Source organism: Neptunomonas japonica JAMM 1380 (genome assembly GCF_016592555.1).
Lineage (GTDB): Bacteria > Pseudomonadota > Gammaproteobacteria > Pseudomonadales > Balneatricaceae > Neptunomonas > Neptunomonas japonica_A.
The window spans coordinates 3,736,022-3,751,249 of record NZ_AP014546.1 but is presented as its reverse complement, the minus strand read 5'-3'; the positions used below and the strand labels follow the sequence as shown (position 1 = coordinate 3,751,249).

Here is a 15,228-nt window from a genome sequence, read left to right as displayed (position 1 = left end):
ATCCAGAGGGATGAGTCGTGGCTCGTAAAACTCCTATTGTGCGTTACCGTAACATTGGTATTGTTGCACACGTAGATGCCGGTAAGACGACTACAACAGAGCGCGTGCTTTTCTATACAGGTCTATCTCATAAAATTGGTGAGGTGCATGATGGCGCCGCAACAATGGATTGGATGGAGCAGGAGCAGGAGCGTGGTATTACCATTACTTCTGCTGCGACTACCTGTTTCTGGCAAGGTATGAACAAGCAGTTTGAAAATCACCGCATCAATATCATTGATACGCCTGGGCATGTTGACTTTACTATTGAAGTTGAGCGTTCTTTGCGTGTATTGGATGGTGCGGTTGTCGTGTTGTGCGCCTCTTCAGGTGTGCAACCGCAAACAGAAACTGTTTGGCGCCAAGCTAATAAATATCATGTTCCGCGTATGGTCTTCGTTAACAAAATGGACCGTGCGGGTGCAGACTTCTTTATGGTTATTGATCAGCTTAAAGCTCGTTTAGGAGCTAAAGCTGTTCCAATTAACTTCCCTATTGGCGCTGAAGATGAATTCAAAGGCGTTGTTGATCTGATTCTCATGAAAGCAATCATGTGGAACGAAGCAGATCAGGGTATGACTTATGAGCTGGAAGATATTCCGGCTGATCTCCAAGCTAAAGCTGAAGAGCTTCGTGAGGAGATGGTTGAAGCTGCAGCAGAATCTTCTGATGAGTTGATGGAAAAGTACCTTGAAGAAGGTTGCTTGGATAATGACGAAATCAAAGCAGGTCTGCGTGCGCGTACGCTAGATAATGACGTGGTTCTAATGCAATGCGGTTCGGCCTTTAAAAACAAAGGCGTTCAGGCGATGCTGGATGCAGTAATTGAATACATGCCTTCACCAATCGAAGTTAAAGCGATTGAAGGTACTTTGGATGATAAAGACGAAACTGTCGCAGCTCGTCCAGCTGATGATACTGCTCCGTTTGCTGCGCTTGCATTTAAAATCGCAACTGACCCGTTTGTTGGAACGTTGACGTTTGTGCGTGTTTATTCGGGTGTGTTGGCTTCAGGTGACAGCGTCTTTAACTCTGTAAAGAGTAAGAAAGAGCGTGTTGGTCGTATGGTGCAGATGCATGCAAATAACCGTGATGAGATCAAAGAGGTGCGTGCAGGTGATATCGCCGCTTTGATCGGTATGAAAGACGTTACCACAGGTGACACGCTATGTGATCCTACGAATAAAATCGTATTGGAGCGCATGGAGTTTCCTGAGCCTGTAATCTCTGTCGCTGTTGAGCCTAAAACTAAGGCCGATCAAGAGAAGATGGGTGTTGCTCTGGGTAAGTTGGCACAGGAAGATCCGTCTTTCCGTGTTGAGACTGATGAAGAGTCTGGGCAGACGATTATTTCAGGGATGGGTGAGCTTCACCTTGATATTCTGGTTGATCGTATGCGTCGTGAATTCAACGTTGAGGCAAACATTGGTAAGCCTCAGGTTGCCTATCGCGAGAAGATTCGCCAGTCAATCGATGCTAACCACAAGTTTGCCCGTCAGTCGGGTGGGCGTGGTCAGTATGGTCACGTCATGGTTGAATTCAGCCCGTCTGATGAAGAAGGTTTGGAGTTCATTAATGAAGTGGTAGGTGGTGCTATTCCTAAGGAATACATCGGTGCTGTCGAGAAGGGTATTACAGAGCAGATGCAGAACGGTGTTATTGCCGGTTATCCGCTGATTGGTCTGAGAGCTCGTTTGTACGATGGTTCATATCACGATGTTGACTCCAATGAGATGGCATTTAAAATTGCCGCATCTCAAGCATTAAAAAAATACGCTTTGCAAGCTGATCCATGTCTGTTGGAACCAATGATGAAAGTCGAAGTGGTAACTCCAGAAGATTACATGGGTGACGTTATGGGAGATCTTAACCGTCGTCGTGGTCTTGTTCAGGGTATGGAAGACACTCCATCTGGCAAAGTGATTAATGCACAGGTTCCGTTGGGTGAAATGTTCGGATATGCAACTGATCTGCGTTCCGCAACTCAAGGGCGTGCAACTTACTCTATGGAGTTTGAGTGTTACGCTGAAGCTCCTAAGAATGTCGCCGAAGCGGTGATGAAGGCTTACTAGCCTTCGCCATAATTTAAGAGGTATTTTATCGTGGCAAAACAAGCATTTGAACGAAATCTGCCGCATGTCAACGTAGGCACAATTGGCCACGTTGACCATGGCAAAACAACACTAACTGCAGCACTAACGCGCGTATGTGCGGAAGTATTTGGCGGTGAAGCCGTAGCGTTTGACGGTATCGATAACGCTCCAGAAGAGCGTGAGCGTGGTATTACCATCTCTACATCGCACGTAGAATACGAATCAACGATTCGTCACTATGCGCACGTTGACTGCCCAGGACACGCGGATTATGTGAAAAACATGATTACCGGTGCTGCTCAGATGGATGGCGCTATTTTGGTATGTGGCGCAACTGATGGTCCTATGCCTCAGACGCGTGAGCACATTTTGCTTTCTCGTCAGGTAGGTGTTCCATACATCGTTGTTTTCCTGAACAAAGCAGACTTGCTGGCTGAAGACTGTGGTGGTGTTGATTCTGAAGAATACGCTGAAATGCGTGAGCTTGTAGAAATGGAATTGCGTGAGTTGCTAGATGCTTACGACTTCCCGGGTGATGACACTCCAATCATCTGTGGTTCTGCGCTAATGGCGTTGAACGGCGAAGATGATAACGAGCTAGGTACAACAGCTGTTAAGCAGCTAGTTGAAGCATTGGATTCTTATATCCCGGATCCAGTACGTGCTATCGATCAGCCGTTCCTGCTTCCAATTGAAGATGTATTCTCAATCTCAGGTCGCGGTACAGTGGTTACTGGTCGTGTAGAGCGCGGAATCGTTAAAGTTGGTGAGGCTATCGAGATCGTTGGTATTCGCGAAACAACTACAACAACCTGTACAGGTGTTGAGATGTTCCGTAAATTGCTTGATGAAGGTCGTGCAGGCGAAAACTGTGGTGTTCTATTGCGTGGTACTAAGCGCGATGACGTACAGCGTGGTCAGGTTTTGGCTAAGCCAGGATCAATCAACCCGCACACTAACTTTGAAGGTGAAGTGTACGTATTGAGCAAAGATGAAGGTGGTCGTCATACACCATTCTTCAAAGGCTACCGTCCGCAGTTCTACTTCCGTACAACGGATGTGACTGGTAACTGTGAGCTGCCTGAAGGCGTTGAGATGGTAATGCCGGGTGACAACGTTAAGATGGTTGTTACTCTGATTGCACCAATCGCAATGGACGAAGGTCTGCGTTTTGCGATCCGTGAAGGCGGACGTACAGTAGGTGCTGGTGTAGTATCTAAAATTATCGCGTAATCTCATTTTGAGGTTAGATGATACAAAAAAGCCCTCAATGTGAGGGCTTTTTTTGCTTTTGGTTAAATATTAGTCGACTGGTCTTGACGTGGGTTGCTCTCCTGAGTAGAATTTGCGTCCCCTTCATAGAAGGGGAGGTCGGCTATTGCCGTTATAAATCATTTGAAAAGTGTGATCAAAATGCAAAATCAGAAAATCAGAATACGTCTGAAAGCGTTTGATCATCGCCTGATCGACTCGTCTGCGCAGGAAATTGTTAATACTGCAAAACGTACGGGTGCACAGGTGCATGGTCCGATCCCGCTTCCAACTCGCAAAGAACGTTTTACCGTTCTGATCTCTCCGCATGTAAACAAAGATGCGCGTGATCAGTACGAAATTCGTACACATAAACGAGTTCTAGATATCGTTGAGCCAACAGAAAAAAACTGTTGATGCTTTGATGAAACTAGATCTTGCTGCGGGTGTAGAAGTGCAGATCAGTTTAGGCTAATCAGTCACTGCGCAGAATTATTCATTTAATGAAGCGCTGTTTGTGGAATGCTCCTGAAAAGGGCAGCCGTAGTGGGTAACAGCCCCGTACACAACTGGCAAGAGGTATAGGAAATGTCTGTAGGTTTAATCGGACGTAAAGCGGGTATGACTCGCATCTTCACAGAAGATGGCGTATCCGTGCCAGTCACGGTCATCGAGGTGGATCCGAATCGCGTAACGCAGGTAAAAACTGTTGAAACTGACGGCTACACAGCTGTGCAAGTGACTACTGGTTCTGTTAAGGCTAACCGCCTAAACAAACCAAAAGCGGGTCACTATGCTAAAGCTAGCGTAGAAGCAGGACGTGGTTTGTGGGAGTTCCGTCTGTCGGGTGATGAAGGTATCAACGTTGGTGATTCACTAACGGTTGAGCGCTTCGCAGTAGGTCAGAAAGTAGATGTTGCTGGTCAATCTAAGGGTAAAGGATTTCAGGGTGCTATCAAGCGCTGGAACTTCTCTATGCAAGATGCGACTCATGGTAACTCACTATCTCACCGTGCTCCGGGTTCCATCGGTCAGTGTCAGACTCCTGGTCGTGTTTGGAAAGGCAAGAAGATGGCAGGTCACATGGGAGCTGAGCGCGTTACTATTCAGACTCTAGAAGTTGTGCGTGTAGACGCAGAACGTAACCTGTTATTGATCAAGGGTGCTGTTCCAGGCGCAACTGGCGGTGACGTAATCGTTAAACCAGCTGTTAAAGCTGGCGCCTAAGGGGGGTTATGATGAATCTGAATCTCGCTGGAGCTAATGGATCGGTCGAAGTATCCGATTCGGCATTTGGTAAAGAATTCAACGAAGCACTGGTACACCAAGTAGTTACTGCATACTTGGCTGGTGCTCGTCAAGGTACAAAAGCACAGAAAACTCGCTCTGAAGTTTCTGGTGGTGGTGCTAAGCCATTCCGTCAGAAAGGAACAGGTCGTGCGCGTGCCGGTACAATTAGTTCGCCTATCTGGCGTAGTGGTGGTGTTACGTTTGCTGCAAAGCCACGTAGCCACTCGCAGAAAGTGAACAAAAAAATGTACCGTGCAGCTATGCGTTGCATTTTCTCTGAATTGGTTCGCCAGGATCGTCTGGTAGTTGTTGATCAGTTCTCCATGGATACGCCGAAAACTAAACAGTTTATTGCTAAGATGAAAGAATTTGATCTAGCAAACGCGTTGATCGTGACTGAAGATGTTGAAGCAAACCTATACCTGGCTGCTCGTAATGTTCCGCATGTGGACGTACGTGATGTTGCAGGAATTGACCCGGTTAGCCTGGTTGGTTTTGATAAGGTTGTAGTTACTGTACCTGCTCTTAAGAAAATTGAGGAGGCATTAGCATGAACCAGGAACGTCTATACAAAGTATTGTTAGGTCCTCATATCTCGGAAAAAGCAACAATTATCGCTGACGATGCTCAGCAGGTTGTTTTTCGAGTGGCTAAAGATGCTACCAAACCTGAAATCAAAGAAGCAGTTGAGCAGCTGTTCAACGTCAAAGTATCTGGCGTTAACGTTCTCAATGCTAAGGGTAAGACCAAGCGCACTGCACGCGGCCTAGGCAAGCGTAGCGATGTTCGTAAGGCATATGTATGTCTTGCTGCTGGCTCTGAGATTGATTTTCTTGGTGGCGAATAAGAGAGGTTAAGTTATGGCGGTTATGAAATCAAAGCCAACCTCTGCTGGACGTCGTCACGTAGTTAAGGTTGTAAATGCTGAGCTGCATAAAGGCAAGCCTTTAGCTGCATTGATCGAAAAGAAAAGCAAGAGCGGTGGTCGTAACAATAATGGTCGCATTACGACTCGTCACATTGGTGGCGGTCATAAGCAGCATTATCGCGTTATTGATTTTCGTCGCAATAAGGATGGTATCCCGGCAGTTGTTGAGCGTCTGGAATACGATCCAAACCGTACTGCGCACCTTGCCCTGCTGAAATATGCAGATGGTGAGCGTCGCTACATTATTGCGCCGAAGGGTGTTTCTGCTGGAGCTAAATTAGTTTCTGGCGTTGATGCTGATATTAAAGCGGGTAACACGTTGCCATTGCGCAACATTCCTTTGGGTAGTGTTATTCACTGTATCGAACTGAAGCCTGGTAAGGGTGCTCAGATCGCTCGTTCTGCGGGTACATCTGCTCAGTTAGTTGCGCGTGAAGGAACGTACGCTACATTGCGTCTACGTTCTGGTGAGATGCGTAAAGTGCTGGTTGAGTGTCGCGCAACGTTGGGTGAAGTTGGCAACAGTGAACACAGTCTGCGTCAGCTCGGTAAAGCCGGTGCTAAGCGCTGGAAAGGTGTTCGTCCTACCGTTCGCGGTGTTGCGATGAACCCAGTAGATCATCCGCATGGTGGTGGTGAAGGTCGTACTTCGGGCGGTCGTCATCCTGTTACTCCATGGGGTGTGCCTACTAAAGGTTATAAGACACGTAAGAATAAACGTACGAACAAGCTAATCGTTCGTCGTCGTTCTGCTAAGTAACTAACTTGAGGATACAGCTGTGCCACGTTCACTGAAGAAAGGTCCATTTATCGACCTTCACCTGTTGAAGAAGGTAGAAGCTGCAATTGAAGCGAGCGATCGTAAGCCAATCAAAACTTGGTCACGACGCTCTACTATCTTCCCGCATTTTGTTGGGATGACGATTGCAGTTCATAACGGCCGCCAGCACGTTCCAGTCTTCGTGACTGAAGATATGGTAGGTCATAAACTTGGCGAATTCGCTGCTACGCGTACTTATCGTGGTCATGCTGCGAATAAGAAGGCTAAGCGCTAATAAGGGGTTAAATGATGGAAGTCGCTGCTAAATTAAATGGCGCTCGCATTTCTGCCCAGAAAGTGCGCCTAGTCGCTGATCAGATTCGCGGGAAGTCGGTGGGTGAAGCTTTGAATATCTTAGCTTTTAGCCCTAAAAAGGCTGCAGTACTCGTTAAAAAAGTTCTGGAGTCTGCTATTGCAAACGCCGAACACAATGACGGTGCTGATATTGATGAGTTGCATGTTTCTACAGTCTTCGCAGATGAAGGTGTAACCATGAAACGTATCAAGCCACGTGCAAAGGGTCGCGCTGATCGCATCCTGAAGCGCAACTCCCATATCACCGTTAAGGTGTCCGACTAAGGCTGAGTGCTAGGAGAGTTCGTTATGGGTCAGAAAATACATCCGACCGGTATTCGACTTGGAATCGTCAAAGATCACACATCTGTGTGGTATGCCGATAAGTCTGAATATGCAAGAAAATTGCAAAACGATCTTCAGGTACGTAATTACCTTGAAGGTCAGTTAAAAAATGCTTCTGTAAGCCGCATCGAAATCGAGCGTCCTGCACAGAATGCTAAAATCACAATATTTACGGCTCGTCCGGGTATCGTGATTGGTAAAAAAGGTGAAGATGTTGAGAAACTGCGTAATGCTGTTTCTAACATGATGGGTGTGCCAGTTCACATCAACATCGAAGAGATTCGCAAGCCTGAACTAGATGCCATGTTAGTAGCACAAGGTGTTGCTAGCCAGCTTGAGCGTCGTGTTATGTTCCGTCGTGCTATGAAGCGCGCTGTGCAAAACGCTATGCGCTTGGGTGCTAAGGGTATCAAAATTCAGGTAGGTGGTCGTTTAGGTGGCGCTGAAATCGCGCGTTCTGAGTGGTATCGTGAAGGTCGTGTACCTTTGCATACACTACGTGCAGACATCGATTACGCACCTTATGAGGCGCACACTACTTATGGTGTGATTGGCGTTAAAGTCTGGATCTTCAAAGGTGAAGTTCTTGGTGGTATCGAACAGGTACGTGCTGAGAAGAAAAATGCGCCTAAGAAGAAAGGTTCTAAGTGAGGTGAACGTCAATGTTGCAACCTAAACGACTTAAATTCCGCAAGATGATGAAAGGCCGTAACCGCGGTCTTGCACATCGCGGTAGCAAAGTTAGCTTTGGTGAGTACGGTCTTAAAGCTACCGGTCGTGGTCGCATTACTGCGCGCCAGATCGAATCAGCGCGTCGTGCCATGACTCGTCACGTTAAGCGTGGTGGTAAAATTTGGATTCGTATTTTTCCAGACAAGCCGATTACTAATAAGCCACTAGAAGTACGTATGGGTAAAGGTAAGGGTAACGTGGAATATTGGGTAGCACAGATCCAGCCGGGTCGCGTGTTATTTGAAATTAGCGGTGTACCTGAAGATCTGGTGACTGAGGCTTTTGCTCTTGCAACTGCTAAATTGCCGGTGTCTACAACCATTGTCAAACGGACGGTGATGTAATGAATGCCAAAGAACTTCGTGAAAAGTCTTCAGAAGAACTTCAGCAGACTTTGCTGGGTCTTTTGAAAGATCAGTTTCATCTGCGTATGCAGAAGTCGACTGGTCAGCTGTCACAGACTCACCTTCTGGGTCAGGTCCGTCGCGACGTGGCTCGCGTTAAGACAGTACTTAATGATAAGGCAGGTGAAAAATGAGCGCTGAAAAACGTACTCGGACTGTGGTTGGACGTGTTGTCAGTGACAAGATGGATAAAACCATTACAGTGTTGGTTGAGCGTAAAGAGAAGCATCCGATTTACGGAAAGTTCATGACGCGTTCCTCCAAGCTGCATGCTCACGATGAGAAAAATGAGTGCCATGCGGGTGATCTTGTAACGATCGAAGAAACCCGTCCTTACTCCAAGAGTAAAACTTGGGCGCTTGTAAGTATTGATGAGCGTGCTGCGAAGGTGTAGAATACGCGCCTTCGCTCCAGTTGACGGTTTGCCCGTCATGATTTTGATGGGCAGCTAACATATTTTGGAGTAGACCATGATTCAAACTGAATCGATGCTTGATGTCGCTGATAACAGCGGTGCTAAGCGTGTGCAGTGTATTAAGGTTCTGGGTGGTTCACACCGCCGTTACGCAGGTATTGGTGACATCATTAAAGTTACTGTTAAGGAAGCAATTCCACGCGGTAAAGTTAAAAAAGGTCAGGTTCTTAACGCTGTTGTAGTACGTACCCGTAAAGGTGTTCGTCGTCCAGATGGTTCTGTAATCCGCTTTGATGTAAATTCAGCGGTTTTATTGAATGCGAACAACGCACCTATGGGTACGCGTATTTTTGGCCCAGTAACGCGTGAACTTCGCTCTGAGAAGTTTATGAAAATCATTTCCCTGGCGCCTGAAGTGCTTTAAGACATTATTCTTTTAGGATTTTGTCTTTTGAAACGCCACTCCCGAAAGGGTTTGGCGTTTTTGAGCATGAGCAGGTAGTAGGAAGCGATAAAGGTATAGCATGCGTAAGATTATACGTGACGACGAAGTAGTCGTTATTGCAGGTAAAGATAAAGGTAAGCGCGGTAAAGTTCTTCGTGTAATGACGGATGATCGCCTTATTATTTCTGGTATCAACATGGTTAAAAAAAGCACCAAGCCTAACCCGCAGTTGGGTAAGCCTGGTGGTATTGTTGAGAAAGAAGCTGGGATCACTACATCTAATGTTGCTATTTTTAATCCAGCAACAGGCAAGGGTGATCGTGTGGGCTTTAAAGTGCTTGAAGACGGCACCAAAGTTCGCTTCTTTAAATCCAATGGCGAAATCGTCGGCGGCGGAAAATAAGGAGCGATTGTTATGTCAAGATTGAAAGCGCTTTACGCTAGTGAAGTTAAGCAGAAGCTTAAAGAAGAACTAAACAGCCCTAATGTTATGGCTGTTCCTCGCATTACTAAAATCACTCTTAATATGGGTGTTGGTGAAGCTTTAGGTGATAAGAAGCAGCTAGAATACGCTGTGAATGATATGACAGCTATTGCTGGTCAGAAACCTGTAGTAACATTGGCGCGCACATCTATCGCAGGCTTCAAAGTTCGTGAAGGTTGGCCGATCGGATGTAAAGTGACGTTGCGTGGAAAGCAGATGTGGGACTTCATGGATCGTTTGGTAGATGTATCTATCCCTCGTATTCGTGACTTCCGTGGCCTCAACCCGAAATCTTTTGACGGTCGTGGCAACTACAGCATGGGTGTCAAAGAGCAGATTATTTTCCCTGAAATCGAATACGATAAAGTGGATAAATTGCGTGGTTTGGATATTACGATCACAACAACTGCTAAGACAAACGACGAAGGTCGCGCCCTGCTGGCTGCCTTGAATTTTCCGTTTAAGATTTAACAGGGGTTAAGAATGGCTAAGTCATCTATGAAAGCACGTGAAGATAAACGTGCTAAAGCTGTTGTTAAATTCGCTGCAAAGCGTACACAGCTTAAAGAAATTATTAATAGTGCCGCGTCTTCTGAAGAAGAACGTTGGGACGCAACTGTTGCGCTGCAGAAATTGCCGCGTGATTCAAGCCCGAGCCGTCAACGCAATCGTTGTCAAATTACTGGTCGCCCTCATGGTGTGTACCGTAAGTTTGGTTTGTGTCGTAACAAACTGCGTGAAGCAGCAATGCGCGGTGATGTTCCGGGTCTTAAGAAAGCAAGCTGGTAAGACAGTTTGTTAAATGGTAAGCACAATGGTCAGGGCAGGAGACTGCTACCGCGTTGTGCTGCACAACTGAGGAAGTAAATGCATGAGCATGCAAGATACATTAGCGGATATGTTTACACGTATTCGTAATGGTCATATGGCTGAAAAAACAGCTGTATCTATGCCGTCTTCCAAGATTAAAGTATCAGTTGCTGAAGTGTTGAAGAATGAAGGTTATATCGCTGACTACGCTGTAGAAGGTGAAGCTAAACCTCTTCTCACTATCGAACTTAAATACTTTGATGGTAAGCCGGTAATCGAAGAGATTAAACGAGTTAGTCGTCCAGGTCTGCGCATCTATAAGGCAACTAAAGAGCTGCCAACTATCGCAGCTGGTCTTGGTGTTGCGATCGTATCTACCTCTAAAGGTATGATGACTGATCGTGCTGCACGCGCTGCCGGTATCGGCGGTGAAATCATTTGCACGGTATTCTAAGGGGTTACAATGTCACGTATTGCTAAAAATCCCGTAGTCATTCCTGCAGGTGTTGAACTGAAGCTTGAAGGGCAGTCTGTTAGCGTATCTGGTAAGAATGGCCAGCTAGCTATCAATATGCACCCATCAGTTTCTATGGAACAAGAAGGTAACGTACTTACATTTGCAGCTCGCGATGGTTCAAAAATCTCGCGCTCTATGTCTGGCACAGCCCGTTCCATTGTCAACAATATGGTTGTCGGTGTATGCGAAGGTTTCTCGAAAACTTTGTTGCTACAAGGTGTTGGTTATCGTGCTGCTGTTAAAGGCACCACAATTAACCTAACTTTGGGTTTCTCGCATCCAATCGAATATCAATTGCCTGAAGGCATAACAGCTTCTATGCCTAACCAAACCACAATTGTCATTAGTGGTGCTGATAAGCAGCGTGTTGGTCAGGTAGCGGCAGAAGTTCGCGCGTTCCGTCCGCCAGAGCCTTATAAAGGTAAAGGTGTACGTTATGCTGACGAACATGTTCGTCGTAAAGAGGCTAAGAAGAAGTAAGGCAGGGTTATGAACGCTAAGAAAAAAGCTCGTATTCGTCGCTCACTGCGTGCTCGCCTGAAAATGCGTGAACTTGGTGCTGCGCGATTGTGTGTTAACCGCACACCACGTCACATTTATGCTCAGCTAATTTCTGCTGATGGCGGCCAGGTTCTGGCTTCTGCATCAACAGTTGAGCAAGCGCTACGCGCAGGTAGTACTGGTAACGCCGATGCTGCTGTAAAAGTTGGCGCTTTGATTGCAGAGCGCGCTAAAGAAGCAGGTATCACTAAGGTTGCTTTTGACCGTTCGGGATTTAAATTCCACGGTCGTATTAAAGCGCTAGCTGACGCAGCCCGTGAAGGCGGCCTGGAATTCTAAAGGGGTCGATGATGTCAAATCACGAACAAAAAGATGGTGATCTACAGGAAAAGCTAGTTCAAGTAAATCGTGTAGCCAAAGTAGTTAAAGGCGGACGCATTTTTGCTTTTACAGCGCTAACTGTAGTTGGTGATGGAAAAGGACGTGTTGGTTTCGGTCGAGGTAAAGCTCGCGAAGTGCCTGTTGCAATTCAAAAAGCAATGGAAGCAGCACGCCGTAACATGATCCGTGTTGAGCTTAATGGAGATACTTTGCAGTATCCTATTAAAGCGCGTCACGGTGCTTCAAAAGTATATATGCAGCCAGCCTCTCAGGGTACTGGTGTAATTGCCGGTGGTGCTATGCGTTCCGTTTTGGAAATCGCTGGTGTGCACAACGTATTGGCTAAATGCTACGGATCTACAAATCCTATCAACGTAGTGCGTGCAACATTCAAAGGATTGCAGCAAATGCGCTCTCCTGAAGATATTGCTGCTAAACGTGGTAAGTCTGTAGAAGAGATTCTGGGGTAGACTATTATGGCTAATACTTTGAAAGTTAAACTGGTCCGCAGCCCAATTGGTATTCTGCCTAAGCACAAATTATGTGTTAAAGGTCTTGGCTTGCGCCGTATCGGACATATTGTTGAGCTTGAAGATACTCCTTCAGTTCGCGGTATGATCAATAAAGTCCACTACATGGTTAGTGTAGTAGGCGAGTAAGAGGAGTTCGTCATATGCGTCTGAACACTCTCAGTCCAGCTGCTGGTTCTAAGCCTGCTCCAAAACGCGTCGGACGCGGAATTGGTTCTGGTTTAGGAAAAACTGGTGGTCGTGGTCACAAGGGTCAGAAGTCCCGCTCCGGTGGTTCTGTAAAACCGGGTTTTGAAGGCGGTCAGATGCCGTTGCAGCGTCGTCTGCCTAAGTTCGGTTTCACTTCACGGAAAGCACGTTTTGTTGCTGAAATACGTTTGAATGAACTGAACGGCATCGAAGCTGAAGTAATCGATCTGGCGGCATTGAAAGCTGCAGACATCATCTCTGAAGAGATTAAGTCTGCAAAAATCATTCTGTCAGGTGAGCTTAAGAAAGCGGTCAGCATTAAAGGTCTTCGTGTGACCAAAGGTGCTTTGGTTGCTATCGAAGCTGCTGGCGGCAAAGTCGAGGCGTAAATGGCTAAGAAAGGATCAATACCGGCAGGCAAGCAAAGTGGTTTAGGGGAGCTATGGTCTCGTCTGCGCTTTGTGTTGCTGGCTATCGTGGTTTATCGTATTGGTGCACACATTCCTGTGCCTGGTATTAACCCTGATCGTCTAGCCGCACTGTTCGATCAAAATCAGGGGACGATTCTCAGCCTCTTTAATATGTTTTCGGGTGGTGCATTGGAGCGTATGAGTATTCTTGCGCTCGGTATCATGCCGTATATCTCTGCATCTATTATTATGCAGCTGATGACGGTGGTGAGCCCGCAGCTCGAGCAGTTAAAGAAAGAAGGTGAGTCGGGTCGTCGTAAGATCAACCAATACACGCGTTACGGTACTGTCGTACTGGCAACTGTGCAGTCATTTGGTATGGCTGTAGGTCTAGCTAATCAAGGCGTTGCCTTCCTCGGAGGCCCAAGCTTCTACTTTGTTGCAGTAGTAACACTAGTAGCAGGCGCAGTTTTCTTGATGTGGCTAGGTGAGCAGGTTACTGAGCGCGGTATTGGTAATGGTATTTCGATTTTGATTTTCGCTGGTATTGTTGCTGGTTTGCCGAGTGCTATTGGGCAGTCTTTCGAGTCTGCACGACAGGGTGATCTTAACATTCTTGCGTTGCTAGCTATCGCTGTACTAGCGGTTGCTACTGTCGGATTTGTTGTGTTTATGGAGCGCGGTCAACGCCGTATCACTATAAACTACGCAAAACGTCAGCAAGGGCGTCAGGTTTTCGCTGCTCAAACCAGCCACCTACCATTGAAAGTTAATATGGCAGGTGTTATTCCTCCGATCTTTGCGTCTAGTATTTTGCTGTTCCCTGCATCAGTTGGTCAGTGGTTTGGGCAAACTGAAGGAATGGAGTGGTTGGGCGATGTTGCATTGGCTCTTGGGCCAGGGCAGCCGCTGTACATCATTCTGTTCGCAGTATGTATAGTGTTTTTCTGCTACTTTTACACTGCGATTATGTTTAATCCGCGTGAAGTGGCAGACAACTTGAAGAAGTCAGGTGCTTTTATTCCGGGTATCCGCCCAGGAGAGCAATCGGCTCGTTACATTGACTCTGTGTTAGGTCGCCTTACCTTGTTTGGTGCGCTTTACATCACAGCGGTATCTTTAATGCCTCAATTTTTGGTTGTTGCATGGAATGTGCCTTTCTACTTCGGCGGAACATCTCTGCTGATTGTGGTAGTTGTTGTAATGGACTTTATGGCTCAGGTGCAGTCACATTTGATGTCTCACCAATACGAGTCCCTGATGAAAAAATCAAATCTCAAAGGTGGCGGCGCAGGCATGCTGCGTTGAGCGCTAGGAGTGGATCATGAAGGTGCGTGCATCTGTTAAAAAGATCTGTCGTAACTGCAAGATTGTGCGTCGCAATGGTGCGGTTCGTGTTATCTGCAAGGTGGAACCTCGCCATAAGCAGCGTCAGGGTTAATTACCACTGACAAAGGGAGTAGAAAGCGCGAGGTCTTGATTTAAAATTAATCAGGGCGTATAATATCGCGCTTTCTATGAACATATTTATAGAATTGTGCTCAAATAAGAGCATTTTTAAGATGGAGTAAGTTGAATGGCTCGTATAGCTGGCGTCAATATTCCTGACAATAAGCATGCGGTTATTTCTCTGACTTACATTTATGGGATTGGCCGTACGACTGCAAAAAAAATCTGTGAAGCTTCTGGTTTAACCGAAGCAACTAAGATTTCAGAGCTTAGCGAAGCGCAGCTCGATGTAGTTCGTGGTGAAGTTGGCAAGTTTACAGTTGAGGGTGACCTACGCCGTGAAGTATCTATGAGCATTAAACGCCTCATGGATCTCGGTTGTTTCCGTGGTATTCGTCATCGTCGTAATCTGCCAGTTCGTGGGCAGCGTAGTAAGACCAACGCGCGTACGCGTAAAGGTCCACGTAAGCCGATCCGTAAATAAGTGTTAAGCGATAGGAATTTCCAATATGGCTAAGCCAGGTAATCGCACACGTAAGAAAGTTAAAAAGCAAGTAGTAGATGGGTTAGCTCACATCCACGCTTCTTTTAACAATACAATTATCACCATTACCGATCGCCAGGGTAATGCACTTTCATGGGCAACTTCAGGCGGCTCCGGCTTCCGTGGTTCTCGTAAAAGTACACCGTTCGCTGCGCAGGTTGCTGCAGAGCGTGCCGGCCAGGCTGCTTTGGATTATGGTTTGAAAAATCTTGACGTGTTTGTAAAAGGTCCTGGACCTGGTCGTGAATCGGCAGTTCGTGCGCTGAACGGTTGCGGCTACAAAATTACAAACATTACTGATGTCACGCCGATTCCACATAACGGCTGTCGTCCACCGAAAAAACGTCGCGTATAAAC

The 15,228-nt window shown here is 46.6% G+C and carries 26 protein-coding genes and 1 pseudogene; all 27 read left to right on the top strand.

What is annotated here, in order from left to right:
• Positions 1 to 17 precede the first annotated feature (17 nt).
• The 27 genes and pseudogenes from fusA to rpsK all read left to right on the top strand — a co-directional run bounded on the left by fusA (position 18) and on the right by rpsK (position 15,226).
• Positions 18 to 2,111 carry an elongation factor G gene (fusA, locus tag NEJAP_RS17735; protein ID WP_201348441.1) on the top strand — a complete coding sequence of 698 codons (2,094 nt, stop codon included), beginning with the start codon at positions 18 to 20 and terminating at the stop codon, positions 2,109 to 2,111.
• A gap of 30 nt (positions 2,112 to 2,141) precedes the next feature.
• A complete protein-coding gene (gene tuf, locus NEJAP_RS17730; RefSeq protein ID WP_201348440.1) occupies positions 2,142 to 3,365 on the top strand; it encodes an elongation factor Tu in 1,224 nt (407 codons plus the stop codon).
• Between the two features lie 180 nt (positions 3,366 to 3,545).
• Positions 3,546 to 3,858 (top strand): annotated as a pseudogene (rpsJ, locus tag NEJAP_RS17725) (30S ribosomal protein S10).
• Positions 3,859 to 3,971: 113 nt separating this feature from the next.
• Positions 3,972 to 4,610 carry a 50S ribosomal protein L3 gene (gene rplC / locus NEJAP_RS17720; RefSeq protein ID WP_201348439.1) on the top strand — a complete coding sequence of 213 codons (639 nt, stop codon included), beginning with the start codon at positions 3,972 to 3,974 and terminating at the stop codon, positions 4,608 to 4,610.
• 11 nt (positions 4,611 to 4,621) lie between these two features.
• On the top strand, positions 4,622 to 5,227 hold the full coding sequence (gene rplD / locus NEJAP_RS17715; protein ID WP_201350711.1) for a 50S ribosomal protein L4: 606 nt from the start codon (positions 4,622 to 4,624) through the stop codon (positions 5,225 to 5,227).
• Positions 5,224 to 5,520 carry a 50S ribosomal protein L23 gene (gene rplW / locus NEJAP_RS17710; protein WP_028470351.1) on the top strand — a complete coding sequence of 99 codons (297 nt, stop codon included), beginning with the start codon at positions 5,224 to 5,226 and terminating at the stop codon, positions 5,518 to 5,520. The genes rplD and rplW overlap by 4 nt, the downstream gene beginning before the upstream one ends.
• Before the next feature lie 13 nt (positions 5,521 to 5,533).
• Complete coding sequence (gene rplB, locus NEJAP_RS17705) at positions 5,534 to 6,361, top strand: 50S ribosomal protein L2 (RefSeq protein WP_201348438.1); 828 nt, start codon at positions 5,534 to 5,536, stop codon at positions 6,359 to 6,361.
• A 19-nt stretch (positions 6,362 to 6,380) separates the two neighbouring features.
• Positions 6,381 to 6,656, top strand: coding sequence for a 30S ribosomal protein S19 (gene rpsS / locus NEJAP_RS17700; RefSeq protein ID WP_028470353.1), 276 nt, complete (start codon positions 6,381 to 6,383; stop codon positions 6,654 to 6,656).
• Positions 6,657 to 6,670: 14 nt separating this feature from the next.
• Complete coding sequence (rplV, locus tag NEJAP_RS17695) at positions 6,671 to 7,000, top strand: 50S ribosomal protein L22 (protein WP_201350709.1); 330 nt, start codon at positions 6,671 to 6,673, stop codon at positions 6,998 to 7,000.
• A 24-nt stretch (positions 7,001 to 7,024) separates the two neighbouring features.
• Positions 7,025 to 7,711: a 30S ribosomal protein S3 gene (gene rpsC / locus NEJAP_RS17690; protein ID WP_201348437.1), complete on the top strand. Its 687-nt coding sequence runs from the start codon at positions 7,025 to 7,027 to the stop codon at positions 7,709 to 7,711.
• Between the two features lie 11 nt (positions 7,712 to 7,722).
• On the top strand, positions 7,723 to 8,136 hold the full coding sequence (rplP, locus tag NEJAP_RS17685) for a 50S ribosomal protein L16 (RefSeq protein WP_201348436.1): 414 nt from the start codon (positions 7,723 to 7,725) through the stop codon (positions 8,134 to 8,136).
• Positions 8,136 to 8,330 (top strand): 50S ribosomal protein L29, encoded by a 195-nt coding sequence (gene rpmC / locus NEJAP_RS17680; RefSeq protein WP_028470357.1) that lies wholly within the window; start codon positions 8,136 to 8,138, stop codon positions 8,328 to 8,330. The genes rplP and rpmC overlap by 1 nt, the downstream gene beginning before the upstream one ends.
• Entirely contained in the window at positions 8,327 to 8,590 is a 264-nt protein-coding gene (gene rpsQ / locus NEJAP_RS17675; protein WP_028470358.1) for a 30S ribosomal protein S17, read from the top strand. Before rpmC ends, rpsQ begins: the two co-directional genes overlap by 4 nt.
• A 76-nt stretch (positions 8,591 to 8,666) precedes the next feature.
• Positions 8,667 to 9,035: a 50S ribosomal protein L14 gene (gene rplN / locus NEJAP_RS17670; protein ID WP_028470359.1), complete on the top strand. Its 369-nt coding sequence runs from the start codon at positions 8,667 to 8,669 to the stop codon at positions 9,033 to 9,035.
• A gap of 100 nt (positions 9,036 to 9,135) precedes the next feature.
• Positions 9,136 to 9,459: a 50S ribosomal protein L24 gene (gene rplX / locus NEJAP_RS17665; protein WP_028470360.1), complete on the top strand. Its 324-nt coding sequence runs from the start codon at positions 9,136 to 9,138 to the stop codon at positions 9,457 to 9,459.
• Between the two features lie 12 nt (positions 9,460 to 9,471).
• Complete coding sequence (gene rplE / locus NEJAP_RS17660; protein ID WP_201348435.1) at positions 9,472 to 10,011, top strand: 50S ribosomal protein L5; 540 nt, start codon at positions 9,472 to 9,474, stop codon at positions 10,009 to 10,011.
• Between the two features lie 12 nt (positions 10,012 to 10,023).
• The gene (gene rpsN, locus NEJAP_RS17655; protein ID WP_028470362.1) at positions 10,024 to 10,329 is read left to right on the top strand and encodes a 30S ribosomal protein S14; all 306 of its coding nucleotides are present in this window, start codon (positions 10,024 to 10,026) and stop codon (positions 10,327 to 10,329) included.
• Positions 10,330 to 10,411: 82 nt separating this feature from the next.
• Positions 10,412 to 10,804, top strand: a complete 393-nt coding sequence (gene rpsH / locus NEJAP_RS17650; protein ID WP_028470363.1) for a 30S ribosomal protein S8 — start codon at positions 10,412 to 10,414, stop codon at positions 10,802 to 10,804.
• A gap of 9 nt (positions 10,805 to 10,813) precedes the next feature.
• On the top strand, positions 10,814 to 11,347 hold the full coding sequence (gene rplF / locus NEJAP_RS17645; protein WP_201348434.1) for a 50S ribosomal protein L6: 534 nt from the start codon (positions 10,814 to 10,816) through the stop codon (positions 11,345 to 11,347).
• A 9-nt stretch (positions 11,348 to 11,356) separates the two neighbouring features.
• Positions 11,357 to 11,707, top strand: a complete 351-nt coding sequence (rplR, locus tag NEJAP_RS17640) for a 50S ribosomal protein L18 (protein WP_028470365.1) — start codon at positions 11,357 to 11,359, stop codon at positions 11,705 to 11,707.
• An 11-nt stretch (positions 11,708 to 11,718) separates the two neighbouring features.
• Positions 11,719 to 12,219 carry a 30S ribosomal protein S5 gene (gene rpsE, locus NEJAP_RS17635; protein WP_028470366.1) on the top strand — a complete coding sequence of 167 codons (501 nt, stop codon included), beginning with the start codon at positions 11,719 to 11,721 and terminating at the stop codon, positions 12,217 to 12,219.
• Positions 12,220 to 12,225: 6 nt separating this feature from the next.
• Positions 12,226 to 12,408, top strand: a complete 183-nt coding sequence (gene rpmD, locus NEJAP_RS17630) for a 50S ribosomal protein L30 (RefSeq protein ID WP_028470367.1) — start codon at positions 12,226 to 12,228, stop codon at positions 12,406 to 12,408.
• Positions 12,409 to 12,422: 14 nt separating this feature from the next.
• Positions 12,423 to 12,857 carry a 50S ribosomal protein L15 gene (gene rplO / locus NEJAP_RS17625; protein WP_028470368.1) on the top strand — a complete coding sequence of 145 codons (435 nt, stop codon included), beginning with the start codon at positions 12,423 to 12,425 and terminating at the stop codon, positions 12,855 to 12,857.
• Entirely contained in the window at positions 12,858 to 14,186 is a 1,329-nt protein-coding gene (gene secY, locus NEJAP_RS17620) for a preprotein translocase subunit SecY (RefSeq protein WP_028470369.1), read from the top strand. It begins immediately after the preceding gene.
• A gap of 16 nt (positions 14,187 to 14,202) precedes the next feature.
• Positions 14,203 to 14,319 (top strand): 50S ribosomal protein L36, encoded by a 117-nt coding sequence (gene rpmJ, locus NEJAP_RS17615; protein WP_028470370.1) that lies wholly within the window; start codon positions 14,203 to 14,205, stop codon positions 14,317 to 14,319.
• Between the two features lie 135 nt (positions 14,320 to 14,454).
• On the top strand, positions 14,455 to 14,811 hold the full coding sequence (rpsM, locus tag NEJAP_RS17610) for a 30S ribosomal protein S13 (protein WP_028470371.1): 357 nt from the start codon (positions 14,455 to 14,457) through the stop codon (positions 14,809 to 14,811).
• A 25-nt stretch (positions 14,812 to 14,836) separates the two neighbouring features.
• Positions 14,837 to 15,226, top strand: a complete 390-nt coding sequence (gene rpsK / locus NEJAP_RS17605; RefSeq protein WP_028470372.1) for a 30S ribosomal protein S11 — start codon at positions 14,837 to 14,839, stop codon at positions 15,224 to 15,226.
• Positions 15,227 to 15,228 lie beyond the last annotated feature (2 nt).